The 18,986-nt window shown below is 59.5% G+C and carries 13 protein-coding genes and 1 pseudogene; 1 reads left to right on the top strand and 13 read right to left on the bottom strand.

Annotated elements, in window-relative coordinates:
- Positions 1-30 precede the first annotated feature (30 nt).
- On the top strand, positions 31-633 hold the full coding sequence (locus tag BLU75_RS18830; RefSeq protein ID WP_084379086.1) for a BON domain-containing protein: 603 nt from the start codon (positions 31-33) through the stop codon (positions 631-633).
- A gap of 178 nt (positions 634-811) precedes the next feature.
- Here BLU75_RS18830 and BLU75_RS18825 read toward each other — a convergent pair whose 3' ends face one another.
- From BLU75_RS18825 to BLU75_RS18770, 13 genes and pseudogenes are all read right to left on the bottom strand, one after another.
- Entirely contained in the window at positions 812-3,745 is a 2,934-nt protein-coding gene (locus BLU75_RS18825; protein WP_084379087.1) for a DUF748 domain-containing protein, read from the bottom strand.
- Between the two features lie 109 nt (positions 3,746-3,854).
- A complete protein-coding gene (locus BLU75_RS18820) occupies positions 3,855-4,871 on the bottom strand; it encodes a class I SAM-dependent rRNA methyltransferase (protein ID WP_084379088.1) in 1,017 nt (338 codons plus the stop codon).
- A 76-nt stretch (positions 4,872-4,947) separates the two neighbouring features.
- On the bottom strand, positions 4,948-5,817 hold the full coding sequence (locus BLU75_RS18815) for an oxygenase MpaB family protein (RefSeq protein WP_084379089.1): 870 nt from the start codon (positions 5,815-5,817) through the stop codon (positions 4,948-4,950).
- A gap of 16 nt (positions 5,818-5,833) precedes the next feature.
- Entirely contained in the window at positions 5,834-7,771 is a 1,938-nt protein-coding gene (gene acs / locus BLU75_RS18810; RefSeq protein ID WP_084379090.1) for an acetate--CoA ligase, read from the bottom strand.
- Between the two features lie 106 nt (positions 7,772-7,877).
- Positions 7,878-9,542 carry a glucose-6-phosphate isomerase gene (pgi, locus tag BLU75_RS18805; protein ID WP_084379091.1) on the bottom strand — a complete coding sequence of 555 codons (1,665 nt, stop codon included), beginning with the start codon at positions 9,540-9,542 and terminating at the stop codon, positions 7,878-7,880.
- A 235-nt stretch (positions 9,543-9,777) separates the two neighbouring features.
- Complete coding sequence (gene panC, locus BLU75_RS18800; RefSeq protein WP_084379092.1) at positions 9,778-10,632, bottom strand: pantoate--beta-alanine ligase; 855 nt, start codon at positions 10,630-10,632, stop codon at positions 9,778-9,780.
- The gene (gene panB, locus BLU75_RS18795) at positions 10,629-11,429 is read right to left on the bottom strand and encodes a 3-methyl-2-oxobutanoate hydroxymethyltransferase (RefSeq protein ID WP_084379093.1); all 801 of its coding nucleotides are present in this window, start codon (positions 11,427-11,429) and stop codon (positions 10,629-10,631) included. Before panB ends, panC begins: the two co-directional genes overlap by 4 nt.
- A 215-nt stretch (positions 11,430-11,644) precedes the next feature.
- A pseudogene (locus tag BLU75_RS27940) lies at positions 11,645-11,743 on the bottom strand (outer membrane lipoprotein carrier protein LolA); the annotation flags it as partial.
- A gap of 8 nt (positions 11,744-11,751) precedes the next feature.
- Positions 11,752-12,234, bottom strand: a complete 483-nt coding sequence (gene folK / locus BLU75_RS18790; protein ID WP_084379094.1) for a 2-amino-4-hydroxy-6-hydroxymethyldihydropteridine diphosphokinase — start codon at positions 12,232-12,234, stop codon at positions 11,752-11,754.
- 5 nt (positions 12,235-12,239) lie between these two features.
- Positions 12,240-13,646 (bottom strand): polynucleotide adenylyltransferase PcnB, encoded by a 1,407-nt coding sequence (locus BLU75_RS18785; RefSeq protein WP_084379095.1) that lies wholly within the window; start codon positions 13,644-13,646, stop codon positions 12,240-12,242.
- A 723-nt stretch (positions 13,647-14,369) separates the two neighbouring features.
- Entirely contained in the window at positions 14,370-15,803 is a 1,434-nt protein-coding gene (locus BLU75_RS18780; protein ID WP_084379096.1) for a sigma-54-dependent transcriptional regulator, read from the bottom strand.
- A gap of 22 nt (positions 15,804-15,825) precedes the next feature.
- Complete coding sequence (locus tag BLU75_RS18775; protein WP_165447498.1) at positions 15,826-18,780, bottom strand: sensor histidine kinase; 2,955 nt, start codon at positions 18,778-18,780, stop codon at positions 15,826-15,828.
- Entirely contained in the window at positions 18,764-18,940 is a 177-nt protein-coding gene (locus tag BLU75_RS18770; protein ID WP_003176118.1) for a hypothetical protein, read from the bottom strand. The genes BLU75_RS18775 and BLU75_RS18770 overlap by 17 nt, the downstream gene beginning before the upstream one ends.
- Between the last annotated feature and the right edge of the window lie 46 nt (positions 18,941-18,986).

Below are 18,986 nucleotides of genomic sequence, written 5' to 3'. Positions count from 1 at the left end.
CAGGTTTTCGATAAAACAGGAGTTACTCGTATGAAGAAGTTCGCTCTCGCTACCGCAACAGCTACCGCTCTGACCCTGGCAATGGCTAACGCGGCCTACGCTCAAACTTCCCAGGCTCCAATGACACTGGCGGCAGGTGAAGCTACTCAGGTTAAGGAATCGGCTTCAGACACTTGGATCACCACCAAAGTCAAAGCGGACCTGCTGACCGAGAAAGGCATTCCTGGTTCCGATATCAAGGTTGAGACCAACAAAGGTGTGGTTTCCCTGTCTTCGGATGAAGCGATTTCCGATTCGCAGAAAGAAATGGCCGTTAGCATCACCAAGAAAATCAAAGGTGTAGAAGCGGTATCCGCTGATGGCCTGATGGCTGGCGGCGCTGCCCAAGCTGACAATGTCGACAAGGCTAAGGAAACCACTTCGGATACTTGGATCACCACCAAAGTCAAAGCCGACCTGGTCACCGAAAAAGGTATTCCTGGTACCGACATCAAAGTCGAAACCAACAAAGGCGTGGTTTCCCTGTCCTCGACTACCGCCGTGACTGAGTCGCAGAAAGAGACGGCAGTCGCCATCACCAAGAAAATCAAAGGCGTCAAAAGCGTTTCGGCTGATGGCCTGAAAGCCGAGTAACGCACATTTATCGACTGGACTGAAGAAAGGCGGCGGCGAGCGAGTCAGATTTGCGCTTAATGCACCTTACGGGTTCATGCGACCGACCACACGGATGTGGCCATTACGGGCCCCGACACTTGCAGTGTCGGGGCCCGTTCTATTGGGGAAGGGAATAATTTATAGGTTGAGCGATCGGTTATTCGGCATCCAGGTGCATCGGCGTGATCACCCGGCCATCCTTCTCGGCTTGCCCCAGGCTCGCATCAATAAAGTACACCCTGTCGTCTTCCAGTTGCCCTTTGTCCACCAAGTAGTCCTTGATGGTGCTGGCCCGATCCTGGCCCAGTTGGCGTAACAGCACTTCACTGCCACTCCAGAACTTGATCACGCCGTCACGCAGCTTCGCCGTGCGCTCATCGCGGCTGAGGTCTTTCCATTCGGCCGGCGGCTGTAGTTTCAGGCGGGTCCGGTAGATGCCCTCGAGCAGCGGCGCTTTCTCGCTCTCCGGTACTTCCAGCAACGATGCCTGGGCGGGAACCTTGTCGCCCCGACGCTGGAGGATCTTGTAGTAGTTGTACTGGTATTCGCGCTCCAGGCGCTGCGCGGCCAGCAAAGGACCGTCGCTGCTGGCGGCTGCGGTGCCTTCGATTTCCAGGCGCAGGGCAGGGCGTTCCTTGAGCGCCTTGGAAAGGCTAACCAGTGCGGACTCGGCGTCCTTGCTCAGCTCGCTGGAGCCTGCGGCGAACGAGACGTTGCCGAGGTCTTCCGCGCCGCCACCGGTCACCAGCCCGCCGATAAACTTGAACGGCGCCGTGGCTGCGCGTACTACCAGGTTACGCAAGGTTTGCCAGACGATCGGCATCACGCTGAATTGCGGGTTGTTCAAGTCGCCCGTCACTGGCAGCTCGATGGATATCTTGCCATCGGTGTCCTTGAGCAAGGCAATCGCCAGGCGAATCGGCAGATCCACGGCATCCGCGCTGTCGACCTTCTCGCCCAATTGCAGTTGTTCCACCACCACCTTGTTCTCGGCCTTCAACTGGCCTTTGGTGATGACGTAGTGCAGGTCAAGATTGAGCCGGCCCTTGCGGATACGGAACCCGGCGAACTTGCCCGAGTACGGCGTCAATGTCGTCAGTTCGACGCGTTTGAAGCTGGTGGCGATATCCAGCGCCGCCATCGGGTCAAACGGGTTCACGCTGCCTTTGATCGTCACGGGCGCATAGCGGTCAACCTTGCCCTTGATGTCGACGCTCGCAGGTTTGGCCTGACGGCTGTCGATGGTCCCGATCTTACCGTTGAGTTGCTGGATGGCCGTGGCGAAGTTGGGAGTCAGGCTGAAGTCGGCAAAGTTAGCCGAGCCGTCATTGATCGCAATCTGGCCGATATGAATGCCCAGGGGCTTCTCGTTGCTTGCAGTGGATTTGGAGGTGGACTTGGCGCCACTGTCGGCCGGTTGGGGAATCAACAGGTCATCGACGTTAGTGCTGCGATCATCGTTGATCATGAAGCGCGCGTAGGGTTGCAGCAGGCTCACCTTGTCGATCGACAAGCTGTCACCGTGCTGATAGTTCAGGCCTTCAACCACCAGGCGCTGCCATTTCAAGAAATCACGGGTCTTGAGGGTATCCAGAGTGTGTAACTGATCCACCTGTGCGCGGCCGGTGATCTGCAGTGCCAGGGGCTCGGTGCCCTTGAGGTTCACATCCAGGTTGCTGCCCAGCATGCCGCTTCGCAGCTCCAGGCGAATGAAGGGGCTGATATAGGCCTGGGCGACCCGCAGGTCGATATCCTTGGTGTCGACTTTGAGCTTGGCGCTGATCGGATTCAGATTAACCTGGCCGCTCGCCTGGAGCTTGCCCTGTTTACCCAGTCCGGTATCGATCTTGAGCGTGAAAGGGCTCTGGTTGAGGCTGTCGAAGTTCTGTACGTCGACATTCAGTGGGCCCAGGTCCAGCGCCACCTCAGGTTTGACCTGACGGTCTGCCAGATGCACTTGGTAGTTGCGCAGTTGGACATCCTTGAGCAGTACTTGCCAAGGTTTGCTCGGGGCGGCGGGTTCCGCTGCCGGCGAGTCGGCGGTGGCGGGAGCACTCGCGGGTTCCGAGGTCGCGGCCGGTTTGCTCGGTTGACTGGCGAACAGCCTCTGCCAATCCAGCCGGCCGTCGGCTTCGCGCGCGGCCCAGGTTTCGAGTTTGTTGCTGCGGATCTTGCCGACAATCACCTGCTGCTTGGCCAGGTCGATTGAGGTTTCGCTGACATCCAGGCGCTCCAGGCGCGCCAGCGGCCTGCCATCCGGCGCCTTGATGGCGAAAGGGGCGATGCTCGCGGTGGTGTTGGTCAGATTCAGTTCGGTTTCTTTGGACAGGTTCAGCGTGTAGTCGGTGCTGAAATTCAATACACCGTTTTCCAGCACCAGTGGCAGAGCGTCGCGCACATAAGGCCACCAGGCTTTCATCTGGCCATCGGTCACCTTCAGTTTACCCTCGGACGCGATGGGCACCAGGCTGAAATTGCCGGTCCAGTCGATCTGGCCGCCTTGGGGGCCGGCTGCCACAAGGGTCATGTCGGCGTTGTCTTCGGGCAGGGTACTGAGGTTTTTCAGCTCGAAGTCGAGTGTGTCGTAGAGAAATTCAATGGGCTCGCTGGGGCGCAAGTCTTCAAACCGGACGTACCCGGCGGCCAGCTTGATACGCTCGATGCGCAGCGGGAACGGTTTGCTCTCGGGATCATCCGGGGTGGGCTCGCTGGCGGGCAGTTTGAACAGTTGCGTCAGGTTGAGCGTGCCGGATTTGTCGAACAGCACTTCGGTCTTTGGTTTGTCCAACTGCACGTCGGCAACGTGCAGGACCCGGGTCCAGAGACTGTCGAGCTGCAGATTGGCATAGAGGCGTTCAAAACCTACCTGCTCCTTGCCCGGCTCGCCGATATTCAGGCCCCAAAGGGTCAGTTCAAGGCTGAAGGGGTTGAGCTCGATGCGTTCGAGGCGGGCCGGTACCGTGGCGTAGTTGGCTAACTGTTGATTGGCCACGCGAAGGGCTATACCGGGAAGAATCAGGAAGCCCAGCAAGCTGTAGAGTGCAAGGGCGGTCAGCAAGGCGCCTGTGGCGCGAATCAATCCTTTGGGCATGAGTGACGCCATCTATGTCGATCAAAGAGTGCCTTGGAGTATGGCACGGGTTTACGGTTCCGAAGAACCGCACCTTTATTACAGTAACCGGGTCTTTTTAGGACAGGTCCTACAGCTGCAGAATCAGGGTCTTCAACGGGGGCTGCTGATCCTGGGAGGGAAAGTCTGCGCCTGGCGTCATGATTGCCCAGTCGCGCACCGGCCTTCCGGCTTTTTCGGCGCAGCGCAGTACTTGCTCACGCCAGTCATTCATGCTGACTTTTGCCAGGTTGTTGCAACAGATCAGCGCGCCGTTATCGGCCGTCGCCAGCAACGCAGGCTTGAGCAAACTCTGGTAGTCGCGCAGCAGGTCGACGGTACCAAAGGCGCTTTTGGCCCAGGCTGGAGGGTCGAGCAGCACAAGGTCGTATCGGCGTTGCTCCAGGCGTGGGTAGCTGGGCAGTTTTTGACCGCGCCGCTGGGTAATCGGCAAGCCTGCCAATTGGCGGATGGCGGGGAAATAGTCGGATTGCACAAACTGCATTTCCGGCAGTTGTGGGTTCAACAGGCCGTTTTCGCGACCGACCGCCAGATTGCCCTCGGCAAAGTCCAGGTTACACACTTCGCGGGCGCCACCGGCTGCTGCGCTCAGGCCCACGCCACAGGTGTAAGCGAACAGGTTCAGCACACGTTTGCCGGCACTGTGTTCCTTGACCCAGCCGCGCGTGTTACGCAGGTCTAGAAACAGCAACGGGTCTTGTCCGGCATGGCGACCGCGTACGCGATAGTTCAAGCCCCACTCATGGCCGACCAGGTCTTCCAGGGCTGCGGGTTCGGCGTGGTAGACCATGTCTTCACGGTCGATGCGCGAGTTGCCACGGGAGCGATCGTTGTAGACCAGCAGCAGCTCAAGGCCCATGTGCTGGTTGACCTGCTGGTGCAGTTGCAGCAGGACGTCGCGTTCCAGGGACTGGTGAAAACTCTGCACCAGCAATTGCGGACCATAGCGGTCGATGGTCAGGCCACCTGCGCCTTCCTGGCTACCATGGAACAACCGATAGCAATCGCTGCCTTGGGCATGCAGCTCGGCGAGCAGGTCTTGGCGATGATCGAGAGCGGCGCGCAGCGCCTGATTCAGGGAAGACATGGAGCGCGCCTTGCTGGTTGATTGGGGCGCAGGAGTTTAACAGCTATGAGGTTTTCTGTAGGCCTCCCCCTTACCCCTACAGTAACCCCATCCGTCGATGAGCTCTTTGTGCCGAACCATTGCGCATCGCCCAGCGCAACAACGGCGCGCTACGCCTGACACCGGCGCGGATCAGCTGGCGTTGCAGCGGGTTTAGTTGTTGTCCAAGCATGCTGGCGGCCCAATCCGGCAACAGGTCGATGCCGGCGCGCATCATCAGCGAGCCGAAAGGCTTGGCCAGCGTGCTTGGGGCCGGCGCATCCAGCAGCAGGCGCAGTACTTCATGGCTGCGCGCGTCACACAGCAATTGCGGGCGGATACGTTGCAGGTAATCAGCCACGTCCTGGCGTGAACGCGGCACATGGCGCGCCCCCAGTCGTTCGGCAACCAGGGCAATCTCGCTGTAGTACCGATCCTGATCCCGGGGCGATAAATCGGGGTTTCGGTAGCGCAGGTGTGCGGCGAGGAAGCTACTGACCTCGGCAACATGAACCCAGGTCAGCAATTCAGGATCGCTGGCCGCATAGGGACGGCCGTCAGGTGCATGGCCGACCACTTGCAGGTGGATGGTGCGCACTTTTTCAATCAGCCAATCGGCGTCGCGGCGTGAGCCGAATGTAGTGCCGGAGATAAACTGCGAAGTACGCCGTAAACGGCCGAGCATATCCTGGCGAAAGTTCGAGTGGTCCCACACACCGGCCAGGGCCAGAGGATGTAGCGCTTGCAGCATCAAGGCACTGATGCCGCCGATCAACATGCTGCTGAAGTCGCCATGGACTTTCCAGCTTACCGAATCCGGTCCGAACAGTCCGGGATCGCCCTTGGGGTGTTCCAGGTCCAGGTTGCCCAGGGACAGGCCGGTCAGGCTCATCAACTGGGATTCGATGCGGCTACGCAGAAATTCCATGGCGGTTCAGGGGTTCCTATCGGTTCAGGCGCTTGTCGATCAAGCCGTCGACCACGCTGGGGTCAGCCAAGGTAGAAGTGTCCCCCAGGCTGTCCAGCTCATTGCAGGCGATTTTGCGCAGGATACGTCGCATGATCTTGCCTGATCGGGTTTTGGGCAAGGCTGGCGCCCATTGGATCAACTCAGGCTTGGCGAAGCTGCCGATCTCTTTGCTGACCAGATCCAGCAAGTGTTTTTTCAACGCGTCGCTGGGCTCGACGCCGTTCATCGGCGTGACGAAGGCATAAATGCCTTGGCCCTTGAGATCATGGGGATAGCCCACCACTGCTGCTTCGGCCACTTGGTCGTGGAGCACCAGCGCGCTTTCCACCTCGGCGGTGCCGATGCGGTGCCCGGAGACGTTGATGACATCGTCGATCCGCCCGGTGATCCAATAGTCACCGTCCGCGTCGCGCCGTGCGCCATCGCCGGTGAAGTAATAACCGGGATAGGGTTTGAAGTAGGTGTCGAGCATGCGCTGCGGGTCGCCGTAGACACTCCGGATCTGCCCCGGCCAAGTGGATTTTATGGCAAGCACGCCGCTTCCCGCGCCGCTGATTTCCTTGCCCTGTTCATCCAGCAGGACGGGCTCTACACCAAACATGGGCCGGGTCGCGCAACCGGGCTTGATGGTTTGTGCGCTGACCAGCGGACTGAGCATGATGCCGCCGGTTTCAGTCTGCCACCAGGTGTCGACAATCGGGCAGCGCTGCTCGCCGACGGCGTTGAAGTACCAGTCCCAGGCTTCGGGGTTGATCGGTTCGCCGACGCTGCCCAGCAAGCGCAAACTGGCGCGTGAGGTATTTTCCAGAGGGCCATGACCTTCGCGCATCAAGGCGCGCAGTGCGGTGGGCGCGGTATAGAAAATATTCACCTGATGTTTGTCGATCACTTGCCAGAAGCGCGAGCTGTCCGGGTAGCTCGGGACGCCTTCGAACATCAGCGAGGTCGCGCCATTGGCCAGCGGCCCGTAGACGATGTAACTGTGCCCGGTGACCCAGCCGACGTCAGCGGTACACCAGAACACCTCGCCGTCGCGGTAATCGAGCACGTATTTGAAGGTCATCGCCGCTTGCAGCAGGTAGCCGCCGGTGGTGTGCAGCACACCTTTGGGTTTGCCGGTGCTGCCGGAGGTGTAGAGGATAAACAGCGGGTCTTCGGCGTCCATTGGCTCGGGAGTGCAATCTTCGCTGGCACTGTCCACGGCCTGTTGATATTTCAGGTCGCGGCCTTCAACCCAGTCGATTGCCACGCCGGTACGCTCTACCACCAGCACCGAGCTGACATTCGGACAACTGGCCAGGGCCTTGTCGACATTCTGTTTCAGCGCCACGAGTTTGCCACCGCGCACGCCTTCGTCGGCGGTGATCAGGGTACGGCAGTCGGCATCGAGAATTCGGTCACGCAGGGCGTCCGGCGAGAAACCACCGAACACGACTGAATGCACGGCGCCGATGCGGGTGCAGGCCAGCATCGCATAGGCAGCCTCGGGGATCATCGGCATGTAGATGCAGACGCGATCACCTTTCTTCACGCCGCGACTTTTCAGCACATTGGCCAGGCGGCAGACGTTTTGATGAAGTTGGTGGTAGGTGATGCTGGACGCTTTCGTCGGATCATCGCCTTCCCAGATAAACGCCGGTTGTTCGGCGCGCTGGGGCAGGTGGCGATCGATGCAGTTGTAACTGACGTTCAGTTGGCCGCCGGCAAACCATTGGGCCTCACCGGTCTTGATGTCCGAGTGCCGGACGCGGTTCCAGGGCGTGATCCAGTCGAGAAATTCCCTGGCCTGTTCGGCCCAGAACGTCTCCGGTTGCTCGATGGACTGACGATAGAGGCGCTGATAATCCTCTTGACTGAGTTGCGCAGCCCGGCGGACGGCGTCGGCCTTGGGGAAAGTGCTGATATCGAACATGAGGGATCCTTATTCTTGTTATGTGCGACAAGAGATAAAGATGCACCCTGTGGCGGGTAGGTTCAAGGCCAACGTCCAAACGGACGTTGGCCCTGGTGACCGCGTATCAGCCGCGGTGGCGACCGCGGAAGTAGTTGATCAAACCCTGGGTCGACGCGTCCTCGGCAGACGTTTCCTCGTTGCCGGTCAGGCGATTATAGACGCCTTTGCCCAGCTCCTTGCCCAGCTCGACGCCCCATTGATCGAAGGCGTTGATGCCCCAGATGACGCTTTGCACGAACACTTTATGTTCATACATCGCCACTAGCGCGCCCAGGCGGCGCGGACTGATGCGTTCCACCACCAGCGTGTTGCTCGGGCGGTTGCCGGGAATCACCTTGTGCGGGGCCAGCTTCTGCACCTCGTCTTCGTCCAGGCCCTTGTCACGCAACTCGGCTTCGGCTTCGCTGCGGGTCTTGCCGAGCATCAGCGCCTGGCTTTGCGACAGGCAGTTGGCATACAGCCATTGGTGGTGGTCGGAAACCGGGTTGAAACTGACGATCGGCACAATGAAGTCGGCCGGGATCAGTTGGGTGCCCTGGTGCAGCAACTGGTGGTAAGCATGTTGACCGTTGCAGCCCACGCCACCCCAGATCACCGGGCCGGTATCGGTGGCGACCGGCGTGCCGTCCTGGCGCACGCTTTTGCCGTTGGATTCCATGTCCAGTTGTTGCAGGTGTTTGGTGATGTTCCGCAGATAGTGGTCATACGGCAGGATTGCGTGGCTTTGCGCGCCCCAGAAGTTGCCGTACCACACGCCAAGCAGCGCCAGTAGCACCGGCATGTTCTGCTCGAACGGCGCGCTCCGGAAATGCTGGTCCATGGTGTAGGCGCCGGACAGCAACTCCTTGAAGTTGGACATGCCGATGGCCAGGGCGATAGGCAAGCCGATGGCCGACCACAGCGAGTAGCGACCGCCCACCCAATCCCACATCGGAAAGATGTTTTCTTCACGGATACCGAAGGCCACGGCCGCGGCGTTGTTGCTGGATACGGCGATGAAGTGGCGATACAGCTCAGCTTCCGAGCCACCCTGGGCCAGATACCAGGCGCGTGCGGCCTGGGCGTTTTTCAGGGTTTCCAGGGTATTGAAGGATTTCGACGAGACGATAAACAACGTGGTCTCGGCGCGCAGCTTCATGGTCAGCTCGTGGAACTCGCTGCCGTCGATGTTCGCCAGGTAGTGGCAGCGCACACCTTTGTGGGCGTAGGACAACAGCGCCTCGGACACCAGCTGGGGACCGAGGAACGAGCCACCGATACCGATGTTGACCACGTCGGTGATCGGCTTTTCGGTATAGCCGCGCCACAGACCGTCGTGGATGCGGCCCACCAGATCGGTGATCTGGTTCAGCACCTTGTGCACGTCCGGCATGATATTCGTGCCATTGATCGACAGTTTGTCACCCACAGGCCGACGCAATGCGGTATGCAGCGCTGGGCGACCTTCGGAGGAGTTGACCGGCTCGCCGTCGAACAATGCCTTGATCGCACCTTGCAGGTCGACTTCGTTGGCCAGGCCCACCAGCAGGTCGCGGGTTTCACGGGTGATGAGGTTTTTTGAGTAATCGAGGAAAAGTCCGCAGCTGCTCAAGGTGAACTGGTTAAAGCGCTGGGGATCGGCATTGAAGGCTTCGCGCATGCTGAAGTCCTGCATGGCTTGGCGATGTTGATTGAGCGCTTGCCAGGCGGGCAGAGCGGTAACGTCGTGAGGGGTGCGGTAGTACGCCATCGCTGCGGGTTTCCTTGTTATTGCTGGGACTGCCTTTAAGACACTTGAAAGCCCGGAACGTCCAGCTTTTATAGTTGATGTTATAAAAGGGCGGGTTCCGACCAACTGCGTCAACGCTACAAATAGCGCCGGGCGATTACATTAAACCTAGCGTGTCGATATGTCTTGGCTTTGTCTGCGCTGCGGCCGGTACTTTTTTATACCGGCCCATCAGGTTGGGCCACGCAAGGGCTATTTAGGCGGGCAGATTCAGGTGCAGGTTGTCGATCAAGCGGGTCGCGCCCAGGTAGGCGGCCACCAGGATGACCACATCCCGATCCTCGGCGGTTGCCGGGCGCAGGTGCAGGCCCTGGCGAACTTCCAGGTAGTCCAGGCGCAGGCCGGCGGCCTCGATCTGCTGGATTTGCTCGGTGCGCAGCCTGGCAAAGTCCCGATCACCGTTTTGAATGGCGCTGGCCATGTGGCGCAGGCTGCGGAACAGCACCGGTGCAATGGCCCGCTGTTCTTCGGTGAGGTAACCATTGCGCGACGACAGGGCGAGACCGTCTTCGGCACGGACCGTGGGCTCGCCGATGATCTGTATCGGCATGTTCAGGTCGCGGACCATGGCGCGAATGACCGCCAGTTGCTGGTAATCCTTTTGGCCAAATACCGCCAGATCGGGTTGCACCATATTGAACAGCTTGCTGACCACTGTCGCCACGCCTTCGAAGTGACCGGGACGGCTGGCGCCGCACAGACCTTCGGAAAGCTGCGGCACACTGACGCGAGTCTGGACACTCATGCCGTCGGGATACATTTCATCGACAGTCGGGGCGAACAGCAAGTGACAGCCGGCCTGCAGGAGCTTTTCCTGATCGGCTGCGAGCGTGCGTGGGTATTTGTCCAGATCTTCGCCGACGCCGAATTGCAGCGGGTTGACGAAAATACTCGCCACCACGAAGTCTGCTTGTTCGGCGGCCTTGCTCACGAGTGTCGCGTGACCGTGGTGCAGGTTACCCATCGTGGGTACGAAGCCGATGCGTTTGCCGGCACTGCGCGCGTGGGTGACGGCCGCTCGCAGTTCGCGCAGGGTCTTGACGGTGTTCATGCGGAGAATCCGTGTTCGGTGCCAGGGAAAGTGAGCGCCTTGACTTCGCTCACGTAGGCGCTCAGGGCCGCTTGAATACTGTCCTGGCCAACCATGAAGTTCTTCACGAATTTCGGCGCGCGACCGGTGAGGGCCAGGCCGAGCATGTCGTGCAGGACCAGGACCTGGCCGTCGGTGGCAACCCCCGCGCCGATGCCGATGACAGGGATTTTCACCGCTTGAGTGATTTCTTCGGCCAGTTCGCTTGGCACGCACTCCAGCACGATCATGGCGGCGCCGGCCTGCTCCAGGGCAATGGCATCGGCGCGCATCTGCCGCGCCTGGGCTTCGTTCCGACCCTGAACTTTGTACCCGCCGAGGATATTCACTGACTGGGGCGTCAGGCCCATGTGCGCGCACACGGGGACGCCACGCTCAGCCAGCAGACGAATCGATTCCGACAACCAGGCGGACCCTTCCAGCTTGACCATGTGCGCGCCAGCCTGCATCAGTTGCGCACTGTTGTGCAGTGTCTGCTCAAGGGTCGCATAAGCCATGAAGGGCAGGTCGGCAATGATCAGGGCGCCATCGTTGCCGCGTTTGACACTGGCCACGTGATAGGCGATTTCCGCAGTGGTGACCGGCAGTGTGCTGTCATTCCCTTGTAGAACCATGCCCAGTGAATCGCCCACCAGTAACACCTCGACTCCGGCCTGGCAGCACGCCTGGGCAAAGGTGGCGTCGTAGCAGGTCAGCATGGTGATTTTTTCACCGTTGAGTTTGAGGTTCTGCAAGGTGGTCAGGGTAATGTCTGGCATGAAAAGGGTCCTCGTTCAGGCGCTTGGAAACAGCGAGTAACGCGCGTGAGTCTTCGTTTATACAGGCGCACTTTCTTCAGAGCAGTGCTTATAAGGCCTGGATTGCGCCCTTTAGCGCCGGGTTGGCGGCAGCGGGACGCCTATAGTCGTGAGGAGAACTCTGGAAGTCAATTGCATGTGTTACCGCATTGTTACGAGCGCGATGTTACCGCTGTTACGGATACAATCGTAGGAGCGAGCTTGCTCGCGAAAAACCTGAGGACGCCTTGGGTTGTCAGGTTTCCCATGTCATCGTTGACGACCTTCGCGAGCAAGCTCGCTCCTACAGTGGTAAGCGTTCCAAGCCGACAAACGGACAGGCCGCCAGCAAGTCGCCGAGTGTTGTCCCGTTGGGCAGTTGCAGGTCGGCCGGCGCCAGTTCCGCCAGCGGGTACAGCACGAATGCCCTTAGATGCATTTGGTAATGCGGCACCTTGAGGCGCGGCTCATTGATCAGTCGGTCGCCGAACAGCAGGATATCCAGGTCGAGAGTGCGTGGGCCCCAGCGTTCAAGGCGTTCGCGGCCCTGATCGTTCTCGATGGACTGCAGCGCATCAAGCAATGCCAGTGGCGCAAGGGCGCTGTCCAGCGCCGCGACCGCATTGGTGTAGCGCGGTTGGCCTGGGAGCAGGGAGTCACTTTGATAGAAGGCGGACACGCCGACGAAGGCGCTATCCGGCAATTGCGCCAACGCCTCGATGGCGTTGCGCAATTGTTGGTCCGGAGCGGCGAGGTTGCTGCCCATGCCGATGTAGATACGCTCCACGGCGCTTACTCGCCTACTGCGCCCGGGGTGTCGGCGGCGCTGCGCTTGCGTTTGCTGCCACTGCTGCGGCGACGCTTTTTCGGTGCATCGCCGCTGCCATCACCCTTGCCGCTCAGCTCACGAATCATCTCGCGGCGCTCGCTGTCGTTGGCGTCCTGATAATCGGTCCACCATTCGCCGAGGCCGTCGGTCTGCTCGCCGGCGCTTTCACGCAGCAGCAGGAAGTCGTAGCCGGCACGGAAGCGCGGATTGTCCAGCAGCAGGTCGGCGCGTTTGCCGCTGCGCCGTGGCAGGCGTTCCTGCATGTCCCAGATTTCGCGGATCGGCAGGGTGAAACGCTTGGGAATTGCGATGCGGTGGCACTGTTCGGCGATCAATTCGTGAGCGGCTTCCTGCATGGCAGGAATTGGCGGCATGCCACGGTTCTGCAAGCGCAGGACTCGCGCTGGCAGCGCGGGCCATAGCAAGGCCGCAAACAGAAACGCCGGGGTCACAGGTTTGTTCTGTTTGATCCGCAAGTCGGTGTTGATCAACGCCTCACTGATCAGCGTGTGGGTGTAGGTCGGGTTGCGCTCCAGGGCTTCGGCGCTGGCCGGGAACAATGGGTCGAACAATTGCAGGTCCACCAGCATTTCGAAGGTGTCAGCGGCATAGCCCGAAAGAAACAACTTGAGCACTTCTTCGAACAGGCGCGCCGAGGGGATTTCCCGCAGCATCGGCGCCAGGTCACGAATAGGCGCGGCGGTGTGTTTCTCGATACCGAAGTTCAGTTTGGCGGCGAATCTGACGGCCCGCAGCATCCGTACCGGGTCTTCCTGGTAGCGCTGCGTCGGATCGCCGATTAGGCGCATGAGGTTATTCCGAATGTCGTGTACGCCGTTGGCGTAATCGAGGATGCGTTCGCTGACCGGATCGTAATAAAGGGCATTGATGGTGAAGTCACGACGTTGCGCATCGTCTTCCAGGGTGCCGTAGACGTTGTCCCGCAGAATTCGCCCGCTTTCGTTGCGGGAAGACTGGTTACTGTCCTCATCTTCATCGTTTTGCGGATGGTTGGCGCGGAAAGTTGCGACCTCGATGATCTCGCGACCAAAGTGGATATGCACCAGTTTAAAGCGCCGGCCAATGATCCGCGCGTTGCGAAACTCGGCGCGCACTTGCTCTGGCGTGGCGCTGGTGGCGACGTCGAAATCCTTGGGCGTGATGTTAAGCAACATGTCCCGCACACAACCGCCTACCAGATAGGCCTGATAGCCAGCGTTCTGCAATCGTTCGACGATGTTCACCGCATAACGGCTGAATTGGGCGCGTTGCAGCGAATGCTGGCTGCTATTGAGCACTTCAGGCGTGCTGCGTTTGTGTTGCGTACGACGCAAGGGGGAACGGAATGACTGGAACAACTTCTTCAGCATGGGATGCACTGTTTGAAGGAATGTTCGGCCAAAACGAAGAATGACCGCATGATGGGCCGGGATTCTAGCATTTAGTCAGGGGATGGTGTAGGAACTAGCTGCAAACGTTGAGCCGTAAGCTCAAATGAGAAGGGGAGGACAGATCCCGAAAGCTAAATTTCAGAAACTACAAGGGGAGCCGAAGCTCCCCCAGAAAGTAGTTGCGTGCTCTATTTTTATTATTGGTTGCGGGCTTCTTGTTTTTGTTGATCGCCCTCGCCATGAGATTTCACCTTCATGACACTCCCAATCGGGAGTCAAGAGCAAACGGATTGCTTTGGTCGCTGTGTTGCTATGATCAATGATCCAACCAGTTCAGGCTCTGCCTTAGGGCAGTTTTTTGTTGTTCTCGGCCTGGTTGCGGGGCAAGCCCCAAATGCAACGCCTCTCCAAAAGAATCAGTTAGCTGCGCCTCCGCCGTGTTGTTTTTATTGTGCGTGAGTCGATTCGTCTTATTTTTATTGTCTTTGTACGGTGCTTGTTATTGTTCTTGTACCAAACATATAGCAGGGTGCGTGCCAACTTTTGTAATCCCCAGCAAAACAAAGGGTTCGGCGGGTTTTCTGGCTTTTGTTGGACAAAAAAAGCCGGGGCTTCGTTACCGTAAGCCCCGGCTTTTTGTTACGCGAATATCTGAGGTAACAGTTTTTTCACGTTTGAGGTGTTACCCCGTGTGAAGTGGCCTCAGCTTTCGCTGGCAACCCCGGTCTTGCGACGTGGAATCCCCAGGCGTTGGCGGCGCTCCCACAGGCACTTGCGGCTCACGCCCAGTTTGCGGGCCAGCTCTGTTTCGGTCATGTGGTCCTGATGTTCCAGAACGAAGTGCTGGAAGTAGTCTTCCAGTGACAAATCCTCCGTGGGTTCATGACTGGTGTTAGTGCCGCCCTGCTGCGGTGCCAGGCCGATGAAGTCGTCATCATCCAGGTCGCTCAGTTCGATATCGATTCCGAGCAGCTCAGCAGAGATTTCCGGGTTCTCCGACAGAATCACTGCCCGCTCCACGGCGTTTTCCAGCTCTCGCACGTTGCCTGGCCAGGCGTAATGCCGAATGGCCTGTTCGGCGTCTGCGGCGAACTTCAGGTCGGTGCGGTTGACGCGTGCGCTCTGGCGTACCAGGAACGCATTGGCAATTTCGTTGACGTCGGCCCCGCGCTCGCGCAAAGCCGGCAGTTTGAGAGCGATGACATGCAGTCGGTAGTAAAGGTCTTCACGGAACTGGCCGACTTTTGCCAGGCTTTTCAGGTCCCGGTGAGTGGCCGCGATCAGGCGTACGTCAACCTTTTGCGATTGGACCGACCCGACGCGGCGGATTTCACCTTCCTGTAGCACCCGCAGCAGACGTGCCTGGGCTTCCAGAGGCAGCTCGCCGATTTCGTCGAGGAACAGGGTTCCGCCGTCTGCCGCTTCCACCAGGCCCGCACGGCCGGCGCTGGCACCGGTAAAGGCGCCTTTTTCGTGACCGAACAGTTCGGACTCGATCAAGGATTCAGGGATCGCCGCACAGTTCACCGAGATCATCGGTGCCTTGGCGCGTTTGGACAAGTTATGCAGGGCGCGGGCCACCAGTTCCTTGCCGGTACCTGACTCGCCCTGGATCAGTACATTTGAGTCAGTGGGCGCCACTTTGCGGATCTTGCTGTACAGGTCTTGCATCGGCGGGCAGGAACCAATGATGCCAATCTCGCCGTTAGCGTTATCGGCTCCCGGCTTGTCAGCACCGTTGACGGTCTTGCTGGCGGGACGTTCAGCCGGTGCGTTGTTGGCCGTCTGTCGGTCGCGCAGGATCCGCGCCACGGCCTGGAGCATTTCATCGTGATCGAAAGGCTTGGCGATGTAGTCCACCGCGCCCATCTTCATCGAGTCCACTGCCGAGCGCAGGCTGGCGTAACTGGTCATGATCAGCACCGGAGTGCCCTGGCCGAGCTTGATCAGCTCGGTGCCAGGCGCGCCGGGCAGGCGCAGGTCACTGACGATCAGGTCGAACGTGGGAATGCTGAAACGCTCCTGGGCTTCCTGCACCGAGCCGGCTTCGCTGACCTGGTACTGATTACGTTCAAGTAGGCGACGCAAGGCAGAGCGGATAATGGTTTCGTCTTCGACGATCAAAATGTGCGGCATTGATTCAATTCTCTCGACGGTCTCAGTTCACAGCGGACGTCGCTTCGACATGACGCGGCAAGGTCACCCGAATACGGGTGCCGCGTTGGCTTTCGGTGTCAGCCGGGCTGTCGATGGTGATTTGTCCATAATGCTCTTCAACGATGGAATAGACCAGAGCAAGGCCCAGACCGGTACCTTCACCTGGATCCTTGGTGGTGAAGAAGGGTTCGAACAATCGGTCCATGATGTTCTGTGGAATACCGCTGCCTTCGTCCTCGATGATCAGGTCGACCGTATGCTCGAAAGCCTCGCTCTTGACACGTACCGCGCCCCCGGCCGGGGTCGCGTCGCGGGCGTTGGACAGCAGGTTGATCAACACTTGGGCCAAGCGTTGAGAGTCACCGTCGACCCAGTGTTCCGGGTCGCACAAGTTAAAGAACTGTACTTCGAAATTCCGTCGGTTCAAGGCCAGCAGCCCAATGGCATCCTGGGCGACTTCGGCGAGGCACACCGCTTCATCGAGATTTTGGTGACCGCCGGCGTGGGCGAAACTCATCAACGACTGCACGATGCGTGACACGCGCTTGGTCTGCTCAAGGATCTGCCCGCTGATTTCAGTGATTTCGGCGTCTTCTTCACGCTCTTCCCGCAGGTTTTGCGCCAGGCACGCGATACCGGTGATCGGATTGCCGATTTCATGGGCCACGCCCGCCGCCAGTCGGCCAATGCTGGCCAGGCGCTCGGAGTGAACCAACTTGTCTTCGAGCATCTGGGTGTCGGTCAAGTCCTCCACCAGCAGTACCAGGCCGCTGTTGCCTGGGGCCAACGGCTCGTCGATCGCGGCTTTGTGCAGGTTGAGCCAGCGGGTCTGGCCGTCCAGGGCCAGGTGTTGTTTGTGCAAGTGCTCGTCAGGCAGGTCGATAAACCCCTGGAGCAATTCTTTCCAAGGCTCGCCAATCGTATTCAGGCGCGAACCCACCACCCGCTGCGCGGCGATCCCGGTGAGTTCCTCCATGGCCTTGTTCCACATCAGGATTTCCTGATCCTTGGCCAGCGAGCAGACGCCCATGGGCAACTCCTGCAGCGTTTGGCGGTGGTAGCGGCGCAGGGCGTCGAGTTCGGCGGCAAGGCCGGTCAGGCGCGAATGGTAGTCCTCCAGCCGGCTCTCGATGAAGTGGATGTCTTCGGTGACATAGTTTTCGCCACCGGCCTTATAGGGCAGGAAGGTTTCCACCATGTCCTGGGACACGCTGGGGCCCATCAGGCCCGAGAGGTTGGCTTCGATGCGGTCGCGCAGGCGGCGCAGGGCGTAGGGACGGCGCTCGTCGAAAGGCAGGTACAAGTCGCGCAGCGCCTGCTCCACTTCCTTCTGCGCAGCCTTGGCGCCCAGGGGCTTGGCCAACTGCGTGGCGAACTCCTGGGGCGAGGCGGCGTGCAATTCACGTCGTTGCGGACGGCGCACGTTATCCACCGCGCAGGCTTCGGCGGCGCTGATTTCTTCCGGGCTGGCATTGGTGAACAGCGACGTGAGGGTGAACATCAGCACGTTGGCCGCCAGTGAGGCGATCGCCGCCATATGCCAACTGGTGTCGTCCAGCACGTAGATCATGTTCAACAGCGGAATGTAGAAGCCCTGCAGATTACCGATCAGCGGTAACAACATGGTCACCACCCACACCAGGATGCCCGCCAGCAAACCGGTAATGAAACCGCGCCGATTGGCGGTTGGCCAATACAGGACCGACAAGACACCCGGCAAGAATTGCAGCGTGGCAACGAAGGCCACGATGCCCAGGTTTGCCAGGTCTTGCTCGGCGGCCATCATCAGGTAGAAACCGTAACCGGCCATGATGATGGCCACAATCAGCGCGCGACGCGTCCATTTCAGCCAGCGGTAGATGTTTCCCTCGGCCGGCGGTTGGTACAGCGGCAGCACCAGGTGGTTGAGCGCCATGCCCGACAGGGCCAGGGTGGTGACAATGATCAATCCGCTGGCTGCCGATAAACCGCCGACATAGGCGAGCAACGCCAAGGCCTTGCTGTTGGCGGCGATGCCGATGCCGAGGGTGAAGTACTCCGGGTTGGTGGTCGCGCCCAGCTTCAGGCCTGCCCAGAGGATCAGCGGCACCGCCAGGCTCATCAACAGCAGGAACAGCGGCAGGCCCCAGCTGGCACTGACCAGCGAGCGCGGGTTGAGGTTTTCGGTGAAGGTCATGTGGTACATGTGCGGCATGACGATGGCCGAGGCGAAGAACACCAGCAGCAGCGTGCGCCACGGGCCCTCTTGCAGCGGCGTGTGCAGGGCGGCGAGGGCCGTCTGGTTTTGCAGCAGCCATAACTCCAGCTGATGCGGGCCGTCGAACACACCGTACAGCGCATACAGGCCAACACCGCCGATGGCGATCAGTTTGATCACCGATTCAAAGGCAATCGCAAACACCAGTCCTTCGTGTTTTTCGCGGGTGGCGATATGTCTCGAACCGAAGAAGATCGTGAACAGGATAATCAGCGCGCAGAAGCTCAGGGCGACCCGATGCTGCACCGGCTCCTGGGTGAGAATGCCGATGGAGTCGGCCACCGCCTGAATTTGCAAGGCGAGTAACGGCAGTACGCCGATCAGCATGAAAATAGTTGTCAGTGCGCCAGCCCAGGTGCTGCGAAAGCGAAAGGCAAACAGGTCCGCCAGTGACGACAGTTGGTAGGTGCGGGTGATTTTCAGAATCGGGTACAGCAGCACTGGCGCCAGCAGGAAGGCTCCGGAAACGCCCAGGTAACTCGAAAGGAAGCCGTAACCATATTGGTAGGCCAGGCCCACCGTGCCATAGAACGCCCAGGCGCTGGCATACACACCCAGCGACAAGGTGTAGGTCAGCGGATGGCGAATGATCGCCCGCGGAATCATTCCGCGCTCACTGATCCAGGCGACTGCGAACAGCGTGGCCAGGTAGGCGGCGCTGATCAGCAGCATCTGGGTCAGGCTAAAGCTCATCGGCATCTTTTTGGCTCTGCAGAATGAAGGTCACCACGATCAGGATCAGCCAAAGCAGATAGGGGCGGTACCAGGCACCCGTGGCGTCGATCCACCAATCCATGATGGCGGGGGAAAACAGATAGATCCCGACGACCAGCAGGAGGACCAATCGATAGATATACATACTGGCCTCTGATTGAAAATACGGCAGTGCGGTGGTTTTTTGTAGG

Source organism: Pseudomonas mucidolens, from assembly GCF_900106045.1.
Taxonomy (GTDB): domain Bacteria; phylum Pseudomonadota; class Gammaproteobacteria; order Pseudomonadales; family Pseudomonadaceae; genus Aquipseudomonas; species Aquipseudomonas mucidolens.
The sequence above is the reverse complement of the archived record's forward strand: the minus strand, read 5'-3'. Positions and strand labels throughout refer to the sequence as shown.